An 18,110-nucleotide genomic window follows, 5' to 3' on the forward strand; every position below is an offset into this window, starting at 1 on the left:
GGGATCTGTTTATGGAAAAGCCTGTTGTTCGGGGCGTGATTTTTGATTGTGACGGCGTGTTGGTCGATACGGAAACGCTGGCCTGTCGTGTGCTGACAGAGCAGCTTTGTGAGTATGGCTGCGACATGAACATGGACAAGACCCATGATCTTTTCATTGGTGGTACACTGGCAATGGTGCCGCCCAAGATGGAAAAGATGTTTGGGATCACGTTGCCTGACGACTGGTTGGCCGAATGTTATGAGCGGACCTTCGTTGCGTTTCGCAATGACTTGACACCGTTCCCGCATCTTGAGCCGGTTCTTGATCTGCTTGAGGTAAACGGCATTCCCATGGCGATCGGAAGCAACGGACCGCATGCTAAAATGGACGTGTCTCTGGGCAAAGTCGGGTTGAAGGACCGCTTCGACGGCCGGATATGCTCTGCCCATGATGTGGCCAACGCCAAACCCTATCCGGATGTGTTCCTGCTCGCAGCTGACAAGCTGGGGCTTAATATCAGCGATTGTATCGTTGTGGATGACAGCCAGAATGGCGTGCGAGCCGGTGTCGCAGCGGGGGCGACGACGGTTGGTCTGGTTGATATTACGCCGGCTGAATATCTACGCGATGCTGGCGCGCATCATATCGCATCCGATCATAAGGATCTTTATCGCCTGTTGGCAGACTGGGTATCGGCCGACTGATAACGGCTTAGCAGGTCACCTAAAATGAACGGGCAGCACCGTGATGGAACTGCCCGTTTCTATTGGCGATCTGTCGTGGTTACTGACCAACAACGATGCCTTCGCGACGCGAATCTGCGCCGCCAATCAGGCCGTCTTCGGTCACCATGATGGCGTGAATGCCGGAGTTGAGATCGCGAATGCTGGTCTTAAAGCCCATGTCCTCAAGGGCCGGTGCGAGCTTTTCGGCATCGGTTCCGGCCTCAAGGTCAAAGGTGCCGAACCGGTTGACCAGATGGGGCATATCAATGGCCTGCTGCGGGGGCATGTTCCAATCAATCATGCCGATCAGTGACTGCGCTACATAGCCGATAATGCGCGATCCACCCGGTGACCCGGTAATGATCACGGGTTTACCGTCTTTCATGACGATGGTCGGCGCCATTGAGGAGCGCGGTCGTTTGCCCGGAGCCAAGGCATTGGCGATCGGTACGCCATCAACATGGGTGCGGAACGAGAAATCTGTCAGCTCGTTATTAAGCATAAAACCATTGACCATAAGGCGGGAGCCAAACCCGTTTTCGATGGTGGTGGTCATCGAAACTGCATTGCCATAGATATCAACAATCGAGAAATGGCTGGTGCTGGGGAGTTCAATGGCTTGGTCGTCCGCCAGGCGCAGGGCGTGGCTAAAGCCTGGTGTGCCTGGTGCGACAGTGTCGAGTGCCGTTTCACGATCAAGAAGTCGGGATCGCTCCGCCAGATAGGTTTTATCGAGTAAGCCGGTCAAAGGCATCGGGACAAAGTCGATATCGGCCATGTAGCGCCCGCGATCGGCAAACGCCAACCGGGATGCATCGCCAATCAAACGCCAGCTTTGCGCGGAATCGGGTCCCATGGTGGTTATGTCGTAAGGTGCCAACAGGCCAAGTATTTGCCCCACGGTCAGCGCCCCGGACGAGGGTGGCCCCATGCCGCATACATCAAGACCACGATATTCCGCACAGACAGGTTGGCGTTCCTTGACCTGATAATTGGCGAAATCGGCAAGTGACAGTACGCCGGGATTCCAGTCAGCGCCTTTGACCTTCTCGACAATGTCCTCGGCAATCTGTCCCTGATAAAAATTCATCGTTCCGTTGGCAGCAATATCTTGCAGCGTCTTGGCGTATTTCGGGTTTTGCAGGACGGTTCCAGCGGCAAGTGGTGCGCCATCCGCGTCAAAGAAATATCCCTTGGCTTCAGGATCGCGTGACAGCTTTTCCTGATCATTGGCGATAAGTACGGCAAGGCGTGGTGAAACTTCAAAGCCCTTGGTGGCGGTTTCAATGGCTGGGGCAAACAGAGTGTTCCATGGCATCTGGCCCCAATTTTCGTGTGCGGCTTTCATCAGGGCAGGGGTGCCAGGCGTGCCGACTGATCGACCGCCCACAACAGCGTCATAGAACTTCAGCGGTTCGCCGTTTTCGTCCTGAAACAGTGTTGGTGTCGCGTTAAGTGGTGCGGTCTCGCGCCCGTCAAGGGTCGTCAGCTTTCCAGTCGTCGCATCGAAGTAAACAAGAAACGCACCGCCGCCAAGGCCCGATGATTGCGGCTCTACAAGGCCAAGCATGGTCTGAATGGCAACCATGGCATCGATGGCGTTGCCTCCAGACTGCAGGATATTTGCACCAGCTTTGACCGCAAGCGGGTTGGCAGCACTGATCATCCAGTTCTTGGCCGTGATGGAGCTGCGCGTCTCGGTGGATGCGCCGGTTGTGCCAGTCTCAGGCGCAATGGCGTCCGTTGTTTGTTGGGCAATAGCCCCTTGGATCAGGCAGGTGGACAAAAGACCCGCAGCGACAAAGGCTTTGATCATGGTGGCAGAGACGGAAGCGTTGTGGGGCATGTTCCAGACCTCTTTTTTTGCATAAAAGACAACACCCGCATCGTGGCAGATGCGGGTGCAGATGTGCAGTAAAAATCTAGTGTTGGTGTCTCAGGCAGCCGTCTTGTTGCCCTTGCTACGCTGCTGACTGACCAGCTTGACTTGCAACCATTCCATGATGGTTTCAGCCACCTTTTCCCAGTTTTTGTCTAGCATCAGGGCGTGATGAATGTCATCAATCAGGGCATAGTCCGCGCCATAGCGTTTGGCAGTGTGGTGGATCAGCTCGCTCTGGATGATTTCATCATCGCGTGCGCCCAGTACCAGCATGGACGGGACTTCGTCCTTTGACAGAAAGATGGGGTTTGCGCCCATCATGTCGGCGATCGCGCGCTGACTTTCGGTTTCAAGGCGCCCGAAATAGATCATGCCTTCGTCTTCGGCGATATCGGGCGAGAGCATTGCCCGGCCCAGCCGTTCACGCAGCAGGGTGTGCGGGCCGATGGCCTGAAGCCAGAACATCTGGAAATAGAGATCGGGCTGGGCCATGGCCATCATGGCGTTGCTCGCAAGCAGGCCTTCGGGCGGCACAGAGGCCATCAAGATGGCGGCCTCCGCACTATGGCGTTCAAGATACTTCTGAACGATATAGCCTCCCATGGAATGGCCGATCAGCACCGGCTTTTTGCCAAGGGTTTCGACAACCTCTTCGAGATCTTCGACGTAATCATCAATTGAGGCGAGGCTGCGCAACTCGCGACCGCCGCTTCCGCCATGGCCGCGCAATGAAAAGGCGACGGTTTCAAAGCCGCGATCGGCAAACCAGTTCAGGAAATGCTCGTTCCAGCACCAGGCCCCGGTATAGGCCCCATGCACGAACACCAGGGGGTGTTTGCTTTTGGGTTTGCCGGTCGGGCTGCGACGGAAAATCTCCAATTCGGGACTCATGGCCTGTCTCCTCGCGTTGCGGGATGAATGCAAATAGACGCCTTGGCTGATCAGATATTCTTCATGTTCGCACATGCAGCATAATTCTGTCCAATCACAAGTGGGAATACAACTTTGGTTTGGCAATGATTGTCAGTCTGAAGTTGTTTGCTTATGATTGCGTCCGGGACAGCAAAAGACGTGAGGGGACGCGCTAATTAGCGCGTCTGGACAATAACAACACCGTAGTGAGAAGCTTGGGGGATATGGTTAAATTATCAGTGGTCGGCATTTTCGCGGATCTCGATGAGAGCGCGATAGCAGATGTCGAACGCCACGTTAACCGAAAGACTTTTTCGGCCGGGGCGCAAATTATCGAGCCGGAATCTGACAGCTCCGACGTTTACCTGATCCTTTCGGGCCGGGTTCGGATCGTCAATTATTCGCTTTCGGGGCGTGAAATCACGCTCGAAGAAATCGGTGCTGGCGGTTGCGTCGGGCAATTGTCCGCCATTGATGGCGAGCCGCGCTCGGCCTGCGTGATTGCGGTTGATGATACCAATGTCGGCATTCTGAGCCCGGCGAACTTTGAAAAGGTCGTCAAAAGCCATCCGTCGGTCGCCTGGAATGTGATCGGGGAACTGGCCCGCATCGTGCGCAACTCGACCCGACGGATTGTTGATGTAAGTACGCTTGGTGCCAACGAACGCGTCGTGGCAGAAATCCTGCGTCGGGCCAGCAATGTGTGTGATGGCAGTGGGTGTGCTCTATTGTCGCCAGTTCCGGTTCATTCCGAAGTGGCTGGACGGGTAAGCACATCGCGCGAAACTGTTGCACGCGTCATGAGCACGTTGGGACGACGTCAGTTGGTGACCAAGGTGGATGGCGGTCTTATGGTCCCGGATGTGCGTAGGCTTGAGGAATTTCTAAGCGAATCTATCCACTAGACTGTATTTGTATGATTTTTTTGTCCTCATGTGATGGCTGTCACAGAGAATAGGGCAATCAGAGGGTAATTATATTCGTGTGACGGGCATTTCGATGTTCCGGCACATCTCCCCCAAGAGAGTTACTGGCCGTACATTTTTGTACGGCCATTTTTTTTGCGTTTTCGCATGGCGCGGGGGCGGTTGCCTGTCTAATGTGGTTGAAACAACTGCATTTCTGAAACAGGGAACCCTCAATGCGTATTTCTGTGGTTATGGCCGGACTGAACGGTGCGATGGCCGTCGCACTTGGCGCATTTGCTGCTCATGGCATGGCAGGTAGCGAGATGGACTATGCGCGCGGGCTTGTTGAAAAGGGCGCGCATTATCAGCTTATCCACGCTGTCGCCATGGCGGCGATTGCCGGACTTGTACATTATGTGCCTGATGAAAAGTTCCTGCGGATTGCCGCCTATGCGATGCTCGTCGGGATATTTTTCTTCTGTGGGTCTTTGTATGCCATCGCCTTTAGCGGCATTACCAGCTTTGGTGCCGTTGCCCCGATTGGTGGCTTTTCGTTCATTGGTGGCTGGCTGTTGCTGGCCGCAGCAGGGTATCGGCGGTTCGGCTGACTGCCGCGAAGCGATTATCTCTGGGGGCTGAGCGATTTCCAGTGATGAGAACAAAAAAAGACGTGTCCCAAAGGACACGTCTTTTTTTAAGTCTTGGCAACCAGGTTCCGAAGAACCGGATTACTTCATTTTCGCTTCTTTGAACACGACGTGCTTACGCACGACCGGGTCGTACTTGCGAAACTGGAATTTCTCGGTGGTATTCCGCGGGTTCTTCTTAACAACATAGAAGTAACCGGTGTCTGCGGTGCTTACCAACTTTACGAGGATCGAAGCGGGCTTCGCCATGTCTCTGCATCCTGTGTTCAGGTGTATCTCAGGCGGCGGAACATAAAGGTTATCGGCAGAGTGTCAAGCCATTTTGGCAAAAAAGAATGCAAATTTATTGGCTGGCAAATGTATCGGCGATTTCCTCTTGTCCGGCATAGGCCAGATTCTTGTATTCACGGCGATTTTTCAGCAGTTCCAGCGCCACTTCGACATCAAATGTTTCGCCATTGGTACTGGCCGGACAGACATTGCGCAGTTCGCGATGGCTTTTCTCATCCTGATAGTCCAAAGCCCGCCACTTCATCATCATCGAGGCGATCTGATCTCGCTGTGATAGCGCCTGTGCGACCTGATGAATTGCGGTGCTGTTTGCATCGGACTGCGTGCAGATGGCCGGGAAAAGACCGATTCTGTCAAAGGTGTAACCAGATGGTGCTGTCATGCGTGACCAGGTGAAGATCAGTGTGCCGTGGTTGGGCAGGTCATTGATCGCCTGAACCGATCCCTTGCCAAAGCTTGTAGAGCCGATCAGCACCGCGCGGTGACGGTCCTGAAGGGCTGCTGCGACCAGTTCGGCCGAAGACGCCGTGCGCCCGTCAATCAGAACCACCAGCGGCACGCCATTTGTCAGATCGCCGCTTTCGGCCTTGAAGATATGACGCGCGGCCATCACCCGGGAAAACGTCTTGCCGATCGGACCATCGGCCAGAAACAGGTCGGCAACGGCGACACCCTGTTGCAAAAGACCGCCACGATTGCCGCGAAGATCAAGAATGACGCCCTCAAGGCCGCCATCATAAAGCTTTGCCTTCATGATGCTGTCGGCAAGGGTAGTAGCCGTCGCAGAGTTGAAGCTGCTGACCCGCGCGATCAGGACATTGTCACGGTATTCGGCAAACACTGTCCGGTCGATCACCCGTTCGCGCAGGATTTCCATCGGGGTGATGGCAGGACTGTTGGCGGCATTGACCTCAATAAGGACAGAGGTACCTTCCTCGCCATGCAGCAGGTCGGCGGCATAGCGGCTGGCTTTGCCATACATGTCCTCGCCATCGACCGTCAGGATCTGATCACCGGGATGTAGCCCAGCGCGTGCGGCCGGGCTTTCCGGATGGACAAGCTTGACGACGGGGTAGCCTGAACCACCAACAACACGAACACCAATTCCGATATAGCCATCGCGACGGTTACGCGCATTCTCGGCCCGTGCCGGGCCTTCATAACGGCTATAGCGATCCAGATTGCGGATCGCACCACTGATCAGGGCAGACTCGATGTCTTTGGTTTGGGTGATACGCAGTTTGGCAGAATGCGCCCGGTATTTGGCAAGACCATTGAGCGTGATTTCCGACCAGACCTGAAGGTTGTCATGGTCGACCGTCTCATCAGATGTGGCGGGCAGGGCGATCCTGTCGACTGTCCGGTCATCATATTGCAGAACCAAATCCATCGGGGTGATGTCGACCCGGATGTTTTCGTCAATCGATGACAGACCATCAAGGGTGTTCACAAGGATCTGTTCGCGGCTGATCGGGTCGATATAGCGCGTGGCAACCAGTTCGATCGTCTGGGAAATCAGTTCACGGGTTTGCGGATCGTCGGGGGAGGTCACCCCCATCCGGTCTGAGCTGGCACAGGCAGCGAGCGAAACACATAACCCGACGGCGGCACAAATGCGTTGCAAGCGACGCATTCCAGTGTCGGTGCTAGGATATTTAGTCTCTGAGACGCGACGTGCGACCAATTAATGGATCCGTTTGATTCAGGTTAGATAACCCGCGTATTCTACTGGAAAAATTGGCGTTTTGCCAATGACTATCCTTTGATCCGCATCGCCCATTGGGTGCCAAGAACGGCCCCTTTGATAAAGGGCAGGAATCCAAGACATAATGCGACTGTCGCCGGAAGCCAGATCGAAAGTTGCAGGGCCAATGACGGGCTGAAATTCTGTTCCATGGCAAGCGCCCCCGGCACCACGATATGTCCGACAAGGAAGATCGTGAAATAGGGCGGGGCATCATCACAACGATATTCCCCGATCGGGTGATTGCACACATCACATTCCGAGCGAAGCTTCAGATAACCGCCAAAGGCAAAGCCATGACCGCAATTCGGGCACTTGCGGCGAAATCCGCGGCGCAGGCCGGTCATCAGTCGGCTGCTGCCTTGTTTGCTGGCGGTGACATTTGTTTCCGGTGAAATATCGTGCGGGGCATTCATAGGCAAAATTAACTCCTGTTACGTCCAAGGCCCTCTTGATCCGGGTGGCGAAAACGGGCATTCAGACGGTGAGCCATCATCATGATGTTCGATCGCGCAAGCAAGTAAAATCGACCCTTGTTATTCACCTCAGGGGCGCATTTCGGGTCACGTTTGCTTGATCGGGCAGTTGCCAAGGGAGTGCCTAATGGGAAATGCGGACGCAATCGTTGCCGGTCTGAAACAGGACTTCATTGAGGACACGCTCGAACGCATTGATCGCATTGAAACAACGATTGATCGCGTCGCTGGCGGCATGGACGAAGCAGGTCCGGGGATTGCTGAGTTGCGCCGCGAAGCCCACACCGTGAAGGGTCTTGCAGGATCATTCGGGTTCCCGTTGGTCGGGGCGATTGCCCATCGGCTTGAAGATTATATCGCCGATCTGAGCGAGATTGATGATCTCGAAGCGGCAGCACTGGTCGATTTTACCAGCTGGATCCGCGAGATCATCGAAAGTGGCACAAACCCGCAGGCCGAAGAAGAAACCCGCATCCTGCGATCCCTGCCGACCCGTAGCGCCAAGGCAGACGAAAAAGACGATACTTCCGAAGTTGCGGTTGCGCAGGATAAGGAAGTCCTTCTGGTCACGGCAACCGCCGTGCAGGGGCATTTTTTGCAACGGGCACTGCGTGAAAAGGGCTTTCGGACCATTACGGCCCGATCCGCAGTCGAGGCGTTCGAAACGGTTGTTCAATCTCGCCCCGATGCCGTGATCACCGCAGCCGTGCTGGATGGGCTGAGCGGGATCGAGTTGATCCGCGCGCTCGCGGCAATGAAAACGCTGGCAGATAAGAAACTTGGCCTTTTGACCAGTTTCGAAGCGTCTCATCCCGATCTCGAAGGCTTGCCGAAAAACGTTGCGATCATTAGCAACCGAGGCAAACAGACAGCAGAACATCTTACGAAGTTCATTGAAACCATGCTCTGAGCATTTGCCGAAAGCTCGGTATAGAAATGAAAAAGGCGGCCAGATCGGCCGCCTTTGGTGTTTTTGGGTATCCACCGGATCAATCCGACTTTGGCCCTTGTTTTGTCGTGTTACGCGACGCCCGGTTGGACGCCACCAGCTTGCGCTGCTTTTTCGGCGTGGTCTTTTTCTTGGCCCCGGCTTTTTTGCCTTTTGACTTGGTGGCGGATGATCCACCTGGGCCATTGGCGTCGCGCGGACCGGATCGGAAGCCAGGCTTACTGCCATGACGGTGACTGCGATCACCGGGGCTTCCGCGGCGCTTGCCAGAGCCACGTCGGCCGCGCGGACGTTCGATTAGGTCGCGTGCGGTGATCTCTGCGTGCTCAGCCAGTCGCAGGGCCAAAGACCCGGTAGCGGCATCAGCATCGGCAATACGCACCACAACCGAATCACCCAGCTGGAACTTCTTGCCCCGGTTTTGGCCGACCAGCGCGTGGCTTGCCGCGTCATGGACGTAATAGTCATCGGGCAGGGTGGATATCGGCACCAAGCCATCCGCACCGGTTTCATTCAGCGAAATGAACAGACCGAAATGCGTAACCCCGGAAATCTTGCCGGGGAACTCTGCACCGACCTTTTCGGACATATAGGCCGCGACATAGCGGTCTACCGCATCACGTTCGGCCATGGCCGCCCGTCGTTCGGTGCCCGAGATATCCTCGCCAATCTGCTCGAACCGTTCGCCTTCTTCGGGCGTCAGTCCGCCTTCACCGAGCTTGAGGCCGGCGATCAGGGCGCGATGGACCAGAAGGTCGGCATAACGGCGGATCGGGGAGGTAAAGTGCGCATATTTCTTCAGCGCAAGTCCAAAGTGCCCGATATTGTCGGGGCTGTACATCGCCTGTGACTGACTGCGCAACACCACGGTGTTGATCAGTTCGGCCTCTGGCGTATCCTTGGCAAGCTCAAGAATGCGGTTGAAGTCACGCGGACGCAAAACCGATGCCTTGTTCAGCTTATAACCTGCGCCTTCAAGGAATTCATGCAGCGCCTCAAGCTTTTCCTCGCTCGGTGCATCGTGGATACGATACATGCAAGGTTGCTTGATGCGTTCAAGTTCCTCGGCCGCACAGACGTTGGCCGCGATCATGAATTCTTCGATGAGTTTATGACTGTCAAAGCGCGCACGCGGTGCAATGGCGACGATCTGGCCCTGATCATTCAGCTCGATCTTGCGTTCAGGAACATCAAGCTCCAGCACGCCACGCTTCTTGCGGGCTTCGAGGAACGCGTTATAGGCGCCGTAAAGCGGCTTGATGATCGTATCGACCAACGGGCCGGTGGTGTCATCGGGCTGGCCATCCATCGCGCGCTGGACCTGATCATAGGTCAGGCGCGCGGCGGATTTCATCATGCCCCGGCAGAATTTGTGGCGCAGTTTGTGGCCATGCTTATCAAGCCACATCTCGACCGCCATACAGCCGCGATCTTCGTGCGGAACCAGCGAGCACCAACCGTTTGACAACTCAAACGGCAACATCGGTACGACGCGATCCGGGAAATAACAGCTATTGCCGCGTTTGACGGCTTCACGATCAAGCGCATCGCCCGGACGCACATACCAGGACACATCTGCAATCGCGACCATGATGTGCCAACCGCCTTCGTTGGCCGGGTCCGGATCGGCTTCGGCCCAGACGGCATCGTCAAAGTCGCGCGCATCAGCGCCGTCAATGGTTACCAGCGGGATATCGCGCAGATCTGTGCGTTTACCCAGTGGGGTCGCTTTGGACTCACGCGCCTGAAGTTCGACTTCCGGCGGGAATTCAAACGGAATACCGCGTGCATGGATCGACACCAGGCTGATCGATTTCGGTTCGTTGATGTTGCCAAGGACCTCGGTGATTCGTCCCTTGCGCAATCCGAAATGCTTGCCCGGCAGGATTTCTGTCAGAACCAGCGCACCGCTTTCAAGATCAGGATGATCATCAAGCGGGACGGCGATCTCGCCGCTATCCTTGCGGTCTGTGGGCACAACGCGACCTTCGCGCTCATTGGGGCGATAAAGTCCCAAGACGCGCTGTGGCCCGCTTCCAAGGACCCGCATGATACTGGCTTCATAGGTGTGCTTGCCGGTATAGCGCAGTTTAGCCAAAATCTTGTCGCCAATGCCCGGTGCACTCGGTCCGCCACGACGGATCGATTTCACCACGATCAGTGGCGGATCATATTCGTGCTTCCAGACATTCGGCTTGGCCAGAACCTCGCCGTCATCATCAATGCCGGTGATTTCAAGAACCTCAACCGGAGGCAGGCGGTCCGGCTTGTCAAAGCGCCGGCGTCCCTTGACGACATCGCCGCCAATTTTCAGGTCTTTCAGGATCTTCTTAAGCTCGATCTTGGCTGCGCCCTTGATGTTAAAGGCGCGCGCAATCTCACGCTTGCCGACAGGTGTCGGGCTCATATCGATAAACTCGATAATCTCTTCCTTGGTCGGGAAGTGTTTTTTGTCTTCTGTGTCGTTCGCCAACTTTGCGGCGTCCTTTCATCGGTATTCCAGAGAAAAGGAAGGCGGCGATTAGTTCGCCGCCGCCTTTTTCGTGGTTGTCTTTTTCGCTGCGGGTTTCTTGGCAGCGGTTTTCTTTTTGGCAGGCGCCTTTTTGGTCGCCGTCTTTTTCGCAGAAGCCTTCGTGGTCTTGCCCGATTTGGCTTCTTTTTCCTTGATGGCCTTTATCGCCATTTCAAGAGTGATGTCATCGCGTTCGACATCGCGGATATTGGCGATGGTTTTCTTGTGTTTGACGAACGGTCCCCAGCGCCCGACTGCAACAAAGATCGGTTCACCGTCATCCGGGTGCTTGCCGATTTCCTTGCCAGCTTTTTCGCGCTTGTCTGCAATCAGTGTGATCGCGCGGTTTTCACCAATCGTCAGAACATCATCATCGGCCTTGAGCGATGCAAAAATGCTGCCCGCCTGAACATAGGGGCCAAAACGGCCAATGTTGGCTTTCATTTCCTCGCCGGTTTCGGGGTATATCCCGACAACACGTGGCAAGGTCAGGAGTTCCTCGGCCTTGGTCAAATCAACAACAGACGGCTCCAACCCCTTGGGCAGGGAGGTCCGCTTTGGTTTGACCTTTTTGGGCTTGCCGTTTTTGCCTTCGACTTCCTCTTCTTCGCCAAGTTGGACGTAAACACCGTACGGACCTTTGCGAAGGGTGATTTCCTTGCCGGTCTCCTTGTCGATGCCCAGAACCTTTGGTCCAGAGTCGAGTTCGGAGTCTGCGCCGTTTTCATTGGCAACCAGCGGGCGGGTATAATTACATTCCGGATAGTTCGAACAGCCAAGGAAGGCGCCAAACTTACCCAGCTTAAGGCTAAGCTGACCATCCGAGCATTTCGGGCATTTATGCGGGTCTGTTCCGTCTTCGCGCGTCGGGAACAGGTAGTTTTCCAGCATTACCTGAAGTGCATCAAGGACATCGGTAATCTTGAGTTCCTTGGCTTCGTCGACATTTCCTTTGAACGATTTCCAGAAATCCCTGAGAACCTCTTTCCAGGCAAGCTTGCCCATCGAGATTTCATCAAGCTGGTTTTCCAGATCTGCTGTGAAGTTGTATTGCACATAGCGTTCAAAGAATTTCGACAGGAAGGCTGTGACCAAACGACCACGATCCTGTGCGACGAAACGACGCCGTTCGAGCAAGACATAGTTTCGATCCTGAAGGACCGAAATGATCGATGCATAGGTCGACGGACGGCCAATTCCGAGCTCTTCCATCTTCTTGACCAGGCTCGCCTCGGTGTAGCGGGGCGGGGGCTGGGTGAAGTGCTGGTCGATGCTGACTTTGCCAAGATCCGGCTTCTGGCCTTCTTTTAGCGGCGGAAGGCGACGATCCTTCTCGTCTTCGGCCTCGTCATCCTTGCCTTCCTGATAGAGTTTCAGGAAGCCGTCAAACTTAACAACCGAACCATTGGCGCGCAGGACCACGTGATTGTCATTCGATGACAAATCGACAGCTACCTGATCAAAGCGGGCATCTTCCATCTGACAGGCGACGGTCCGTTTCCAGATCAGGGTATAAAGGGCCAGCTGGTCCTTATCGAGATGACGCGAAACCTGTTCCGGGCGACGGAACAGGTCGGTCGGGCGGACAGCCTCGTGGGCTTCCTGCGCGTTCTTGGCCTTGTTGGCAAAGCTGCGTGCGGAGCTCGGAAGGTATTCGTCACCGTAATCCTTGCCAATCAGGCGGCGTGCTGCTGCCAGTGCTTCCTGTGACAGAACCACGGCGTCGGTACGCATATAGGTGATCAGACCGACCGTCTCACCACCGATATCAACACCTTCATAAAGGCGCTGGGCAAGTTGCATGGTGCGCTTGGCACCAAAGCCAAGCTTACGCGACGCTTCCTGCTGCAGGGTCGATGTGGTGAAAGGCGGTTGCGGACGACGTTTGACGTCTTTGCGCTCGACCTTGGAAACGGTGTAGCTGCGGCTTTCGACCTTTTCCTTGGCGACCTTGGCGGCGTTTTCGTCACCCAACGCAAGCTTATCGAGCTTCTCACCATTCAGATGGGTGAGGCGGGCGGAAAACTGGCCTTCGGGCACTGCAAATCCGGCCTCAAGCGACCAGTATTCGTCAGGTTTGAAGGCCTCGATCTCGATTTCACGTTCGCAGATCAGGCGCAGCGCAACGGACTGTACACGTCCTGCAGAACGGGAACCCGGCAGTTTACGCCACAGAACCGGTGACAGGTTAAAGCCAACCAGATAGTCGAGCGCACGACGGGCGAGGTAAGCATCAACCAGTTCCTGATTGAGCTCGCGCGGGTTGGCAATTGCTTCGGTTACGGCTTTCTTGGTGATCTCGTGGAACACGACGCGATGGACATCACGACCGCGGAGCAATTTTTTCTGCTCGAGAACTTCAAGAATATGCCAGGAAATGGCTTCACCTTCGCGATCCGGGTCAGTCGCGAGGTAAATGGTGTCGGAGTCACGCGCCGCAGAGGCAATTTCACGGATCTGCTTTTCCGAACGGCCATCTGTTTCCCAGACCATCGAAAAGTCGTTGTCGGTATCGACCGAACCGTCCTTGGACGGCAGATCGCGGATATGACCGAATGAGGCCAGTACCTTATAATCGTCACCGAGGTATTTGTTGATCGTCTTGGCTTTGGCCGGGGATTCGACGATGACAAGATTCATTACGTTTTTCGTGTCCGGTTCTTGCGCCCGAAGGCGGTCATTATGCTGCGTGGTCAGTAACCTGAAGTTCTGCACACATATATTATAGTGTGTCGCTGTTTTTCAGATCAAATTGCGCAAATTGCGGCAAATCACAACAATATTTGTCACATCCATATCCGACGCGACTCTCATTTGGCGATACGCGATACCCTATTTCCGGGGTGACGTTCAACCCTTCCTGCAAGTTCGAGTTCAATCAAAATTGTCGAAACCTGCTCGGCGGGCAAGTCCGACGTACGGATGAGTTCATCAATCAGCAGGGGGGTAGGCGAAAGCAAATCGAACAGTTTTTCGCTCTCTTCGAGGACGTCGCCGCAGTCATTTTCTTCTTTTATAAGTTCTTTTGATTCAATGGTTTGATCTGATTTCTTTCCGTCTAGCATGATGGCGTCCTGTTCGAGCGATGCCAGGATGTCGCCATAGGATGCAGCTATCGTTTTGTGGTCTGTTGTTCGGGCGTCTGTATTAAAGGTGTGAATTTGTTCAAACAGATGGCTGTTCTGCTCGGCCACACGAACGGCATCAAGAATAACGTCGGCAGAGTCGCACAGGATCGCACCATCACGGATCAGACTGTTTGGACCGGCGGCGCGTGGATCGGTCGGGGATCCCGGAACCGCAAAGACATCACGACCCTGTTCGGCGGCAAAGCGTGCGGTGATCAATGACCCTGAATTGCGTCCGGCCTCAATCACCACGGTGCCGAAAGACAGCCCGGAAATGATCCGGTTGCGCCTTGGAAAATGTCGTGCCTGCGGTTTTAGACCCGGCGGCATTTCTGAAATCACGCAGCCCTGATCACAAAGCTTTTCGTAAAGGTCCTGATGTTCGCGCGGGTACACCACATCAACACCGCCGCCCTGAACCGCAATCGTCCCGCCAGCCGCTTTGCCTGTGGTTTGCAGGGCGGCGCTATGCGCCGCGCCATCAATGCCGCGTGCCATGCCTGATACAACGACATAGCCAGCAGTCACCAGTTCATGGCTGATTTTACGCGCGAAACCGCATCCGGTTGCCGATGCATTGCGCGCGCCAACAATCCCAATGGCTGTTTTGGTCAGCAACTCGATCCGACCGATGGCATAAAAATAAGCCGGGGCGTCATCAATCCGGGCCAGCAATGCCGGGTATTCAGGATCTCCAAATATGATCGGTTTTGCACCGCATGCCTTGGCCGTCTCGATTTCTGCAACTGTTTCATCACGTGTGGCAAGCTTGATCTGTCGGGCTGTTTTGGTATGGGCGATGAGATCGGGCAGGGCTTCAATCGCATTGCGGCCAGAGCCGAACCGTTCAAGCATTTTGCGGAATGTAACCGGACCAACATTGGTGCTGCGCGCCAGTCGCATCCGTGCGAGGCGTTCCGATTGTGATAATCGTTTTGGTTGCTGGTCGGTAAAATGCATAACGCCCGGATTGTGATCGTCCGGGCGCTCTTTCGTCAAGCTATTCGAAGGGGCGGTCAGCGCCTAGGACGCAGGCGTTTCTTCGTCAGCCTGTTTTTTCTTCTGGCCGATCTTGGGTTCTTCACCGCGCAGCAAGCGACCGATATTGGCGTGATGGGCAAGCCAGACGATCACGGCAAGAAACACACCAAGCCAACCGGCACCCGGATCATTGGCGATAAAGAACGCGGCCAACGGCGCTGCGATCATGGCAATCAAAGCCGAAAGCGATGAAATACGGAAAATCAGCGCCATGACGAGCCAGGTCAGTGCTGCACAAAGCCCCATAATCCAGTTTACGGCTGCCAGCGTGCCAAGGGTCGTTGCAACCCCTTTGCCGCCTTTAAACCGCAGCCAGATCGGGAACATGTGACCAAGTACTGCGGCACCACCGGCAAAGATGCCTTGTTCGGTGCCATAAAGATGGGTGAACAGCAAGGCAGCAAAGGCACCTTTGCCCGCATCCCCGATCAGGGTCAGAAAGGCGAGCCCCTTGCGGCCGGTGCGCAGCACGTTGGTCGCACCGATATTGCCAGACCCGATCTGACGAATATCACCAAGTCCGGCCATTCTTGTCAGGACAAGACCAAACGGGATGGAACCCAGCAGGTATCCGCAAACCGTTGCGACCTGAAGCGACATCAACATTGCCTTGTAGGTGGCATCAAGTTCCATTTCAGGCACCTTCCGAGAAGACTTCGCGACCGTCAATAAAGGTGCGCAGGACGCGGCCCTGCGTCAGACGGCCATCAAACGGTGAGTTTTTCGATTTCGAATGGAACTGGTAGGGATCCACTTTCCAAGGGCGATCCAGATCAAAGATCACAAGATCGGCTGCTGTTCCCTCGCTCAAGGTGCCGGCACCTTTGATGCGTACCAGTTCTGCAGGAATGCGTGTCAGCTTGGTGATTACATCAAGAAGCGACATATGCCCGTTGTGATAAAGCTCTAGCGCCATCGGAAGCAGCGTTTCAAACCCGACAGCACCCGCAGCGGCCTGTGCAAAGGGCAGGCGTTTGGAATCGGCATCTTGCGGGTTGTGATCCGATGCGATGGCATCAATCGTGCCATCGGCCAAGCCCGCAACAATTGCCTGGCGATCATCTTCGGATCGCAGCGGCGGAGAAAGCTTGGCAAAGGTTCGGTAATCCGACACCGCATTTTCATTCAGCGCAAAATACGGCGGGGCCGTATCGCAGGTGACTTTCAGGCCACGCTTCTTGGCCTTGCGAATGACCTCAACCGATTCCCCGGTCGAGATATGGGCGAAATGTAAACGCCCGCCCGTCATTTCAACAAGGCGCAGGTCGCGTTCAATCTGAATAACTTCAGCCAGTGGCGAAACGCCCGAAAGGCCAAGGCGTGTTGCGAGTTCACCACTATTCATCGACGCACCCTTGGAAAGCTCTGGCTCTTCGGGGTGCTGAATGATCATGCCATCAAAGAATGTCGAATAAGCCAAGGCCTGACGTAGCAGACGTGCGCTGGCAATGGTTTTGACGCCATCGCAGAAGGCAACAGCACCCGCCTGATGCAGCAGGCCCATTTCGGTGATTTCCTGGCCTTCGATGCCCTTGGACACTGCGCCATAGACAAATACCTTCGCCAGACCAACCTTGCGCGCACGCCGCGCAATGAATTCCACGCCGGCGACGTCATCAATCACCGGGTCGGTATTGGGCAGGGCGATGATGGTAGTAACCCCGCCGATTGCAGCCGACTTGCCAGCCGTTTCGATGGTTTCCTGATGCTCAAAGCCCGGTTCGCGCAGCTGTGCGCGCATGTCGACAAGGCCGGGTGCCAGACACGCGCCACCAAGGTCGATGATCTCAAAACCATCGGGAACCGTGCTTTCGGTGATGTCCGGGCCGCTTTTAAGGATAGTGTCATCTTCGATCAGAAGGCCGCCTTTTTCTTCGGTCTGTTTGACCGGATCAAGCAGGCGGGCATTGATGAAGGCCTTTTTACCTGCGCCCTTGGCGCGGATTGCGGGGCTCATGCCTGACCTCCCATCTTTCTGTGGTTCTGCACGAGCAATTCAAGCGCTGCCATGCGCACGGCAACCCCCATTTCGACCTGTTCGCGGATGACGGAACGTTCAACGTCATCGGCAACTTCACTGTCGATTTCGACCCCGCGGTTCATCGGGCCGGGATGCATGATCAGCGCGTCGGGTTTGGCATTGGCCAGTTTGGCACGATCAAGGCCATGGAAATGGAAGTATTCACGCACCGAGGGGATGAAGCTGCCTTCCATGCGTTCCAGCTGCAGGCGCAACATCATGACGATGTCGCAATCCTTCAGGCCTTCTTCCATGTCATGGAAGATTTCAACACCCATGCGGTCTATTTTCGACGGGATCAGGGTGGGTGGTGCCACAAGGCGCACGCGCGATCCCATGGTGTTCAAAAGCAGGATGTTGGACCGTGCCACCCGCGAATGGGCAATGTCGCCGCAAATCGCAACATTCAGGCGATGCAGGCGCCCTTTGTGGCGGCGGATGGTCAGGGCATCAAGAAGTGCCTGGGTCGGATGTTCGTGGCGACCATCGCCGGCGTTCAGGACCGCACAATTGACCTTTTCACTCAGAAGCTTGACCGCACCACTGTCACCATGGCGAACAACCAGGGCATCCGGGTTCATGGCATTGAGCGTCATCGCCGTATCAATCAGGGTTTCACCCTTTTTGACCGAACTTGTGCCGACCGTCATGTTGATGACGTCGGCTCCCAAACGTTTGGCGGCAAGTTCGAACGATGTCAGCGTCCGGGTAGAGTTTTCATAAAACAGATTAACAACTGTCGCGCCGGCCAGAATGTTGCTGGTCTTGTCAGCGGAGCGGTTTTTTTCCGCATAGTGCTGGGCGCGGTCCAGAATAAGGCTGATTTCCCCGGGGGTCAGACCCTCGATCCCGAGGAGGTGTGGGTGCAGATAATGATCCGCCGCTGGTCCCAT

General features: G+C 55.3%; 15 protein-coding genes. 4 read left to right on the forward strand and 11 right to left on the reverse strand.

The genetic code is table 11. From position 1 onward, the window contains the following. Window positions 1-11 precede the first annotated feature (11 nt). Complete coding sequence (locus tag UF64_RS12340; protein WP_044828812.1) at window positions 12-686, forward strand: HAD family phosphatase; 675 nt, start codon at window positions 12-14, stop codon at window positions 684-686. A 79-nt stretch (window positions 687-765) separates the two neighbouring features. On the opposite strand, the gene ggt is transcribed toward UF64_RS12340, so the two are convergent. Both ggt and UF64_RS12350 read right to left on the reverse strand, forming a co-directional pair. Then, window positions 766-2,553 (reverse strand): gamma-glutamyltransferase, encoded by a 1,788-nt coding sequence (ggt, locus tag UF64_RS12345; protein ID WP_235285049.1) that lies wholly within the window; start codon window positions 2,551-2,553, stop codon window positions 766-768. 90 nt (window positions 2,554-2,643) lie between these two features. Beyond that, the gene (locus UF64_RS12350; protein WP_044828814.1) at window positions 2,644-3,480 is read right to left on the reverse strand and encodes an alpha/beta hydrolase; all 837 of its coding nucleotides are present in this window, start codon (window positions 3,478-3,480) and stop codon (window positions 2,644-2,646) included. Between the two features lie 245 nt (window positions 3,481-3,725). Here UF64_RS12350 and UF64_RS12355 point away from each other — a divergent pair, with 245 nt between their 5' ends. Further along, window positions 3,726-4,406 (forward strand): Crp/Fnr family transcriptional regulator, encoded by a 681-nt coding sequence (locus tag UF64_RS12355; RefSeq protein WP_044829023.1) that lies wholly within the window; start codon window positions 3,726-3,728, stop codon window positions 4,404-4,406. A gap of 236 nt (window positions 4,407-4,642) precedes the next feature. Beyond that, window positions 4,643-5,017: a DUF423 domain-containing protein gene (locus tag UF64_RS12360; RefSeq protein WP_044828815.1), complete on the forward strand. Its 375-nt coding sequence runs from the start codon at window positions 4,643-4,645 to the stop codon at window positions 5,015-5,017. A gap of 120 nt (window positions 5,018-5,137) precedes the next feature. Here the strand turns inward: UF64_RS12360 and rpmG are convergent, their stop codons facing one another. The 3 genes from rpmG to UF64_RS12375 form a co-directional block, all read right to left on the reverse strand. Further along, the gene (rpmG, locus tag UF64_RS12365; RefSeq protein WP_008890790.1) at window positions 5,138-5,305 is read right to left on the reverse strand and encodes a 50S ribosomal protein L33; all 168 of its coding nucleotides are present in this window, start codon (window positions 5,303-5,305) and stop codon (window positions 5,138-5,140) included. Window positions 5,306-5,399: 94 nt separating this feature from the next. Continuing rightward, a complete protein-coding gene (locus UF64_RS12370; RefSeq protein WP_235285050.1) occupies window positions 5,400-6,980 on the reverse strand; it encodes a S41 family peptidase in 1,581 nt (526 codons plus the stop codon). A 122-nt stretch (window positions 6,981-7,102) separates the two neighbouring features. Further along, the gene (locus UF64_RS12375; protein ID WP_044828817.1) at window positions 7,103-7,507 is read right to left on the reverse strand and encodes a DUF983 domain-containing protein; all 405 of its coding nucleotides are present in this window, start codon (window positions 7,505-7,507) and stop codon (window positions 7,103-7,105) included. Between the two features lie 187 nt (window positions 7,508-7,694). On the opposite strand from UF64_RS12375, the gene UF64_RS12380 reads away from it, so the two are divergent. Further along, window positions 7,695-8,477 carry an Hpt domain-containing protein gene (locus UF64_RS12380; RefSeq protein ID WP_044828818.1) on the forward strand — a complete coding sequence of 261 codons (783 nt, stop codon included), beginning with the start codon at window positions 7,695-7,697 and terminating at the stop codon, window positions 8,475-8,477. Window positions 8,478-8,556: 79 nt separating this feature from the next. Here UF64_RS12380 and rnr read toward each other — a convergent pair whose 3' ends face one another. The 6 genes from rnr to UF64_RS12410 form a co-directional block, all read right to left on the reverse strand. After that, window positions 8,557-10,989, reverse strand: a complete 2,433-nt coding sequence (gene rnr, locus UF64_RS12385) for a ribonuclease R (RefSeq protein ID WP_044828819.1) — start codon at window positions 10,987-10,989, stop codon at window positions 8,557-8,559. A gap of 48 nt (window positions 10,990-11,037) precedes the next feature. Next, window positions 11,038-13,668, reverse strand: coding sequence for a type I DNA topoisomerase (gene topA, locus UF64_RS12390; protein WP_044828820.1), 2,631 nt, complete (start codon window positions 13,666-13,668; stop codon window positions 11,038-11,040). A 170-nt stretch (window positions 13,669-13,838) separates the two neighbouring features. After that, window positions 13,839-15,059, reverse strand: a complete 1,221-nt coding sequence (gene dprA / locus UF64_RS12395) for a DNA-processing protein DprA (RefSeq protein WP_044828821.1) — start codon at window positions 15,057-15,059, stop codon at window positions 13,839-13,841. Between the two features lie 120 nt (window positions 15,060-15,179). Then, window positions 15,180-15,830, reverse strand: a complete 651-nt coding sequence (gene plsY, locus UF64_RS12400; RefSeq protein ID WP_044828822.1) for a glycerol-3-phosphate 1-O-acyltransferase PlsY — start codon at window positions 15,828-15,830, stop codon at window positions 15,180-15,182. 1 nt (window position 15,831) lies between these two features. After that, window positions 15,832-17,154: a dihydroorotase family protein gene (locus UF64_RS12405; protein ID WP_044828823.1), complete on the reverse strand. Its 1,323-nt coding sequence runs from the start codon at window positions 17,152-17,154 to the stop codon at window positions 15,832-15,834. Next, entirely contained in the window at window positions 17,151-18,110 is a 960-nt protein-coding gene (locus UF64_RS12410; protein ID WP_152630690.1) for an aspartate carbamoyltransferase catalytic subunit, read from the reverse strand. Before UF64_RS12410 ends, UF64_RS12405 begins: the two co-directional genes overlap by 4 nt.

It is taken from the genome of Thalassospira sp. HJ, from assembly GCF_000948415.1.
In the GTDB taxonomy this organism is placed as follows: domain Bacteria; phylum Pseudomonadota; class Alphaproteobacteria; order Rhodospirillales; family Thalassospiraceae; genus Thalassospira.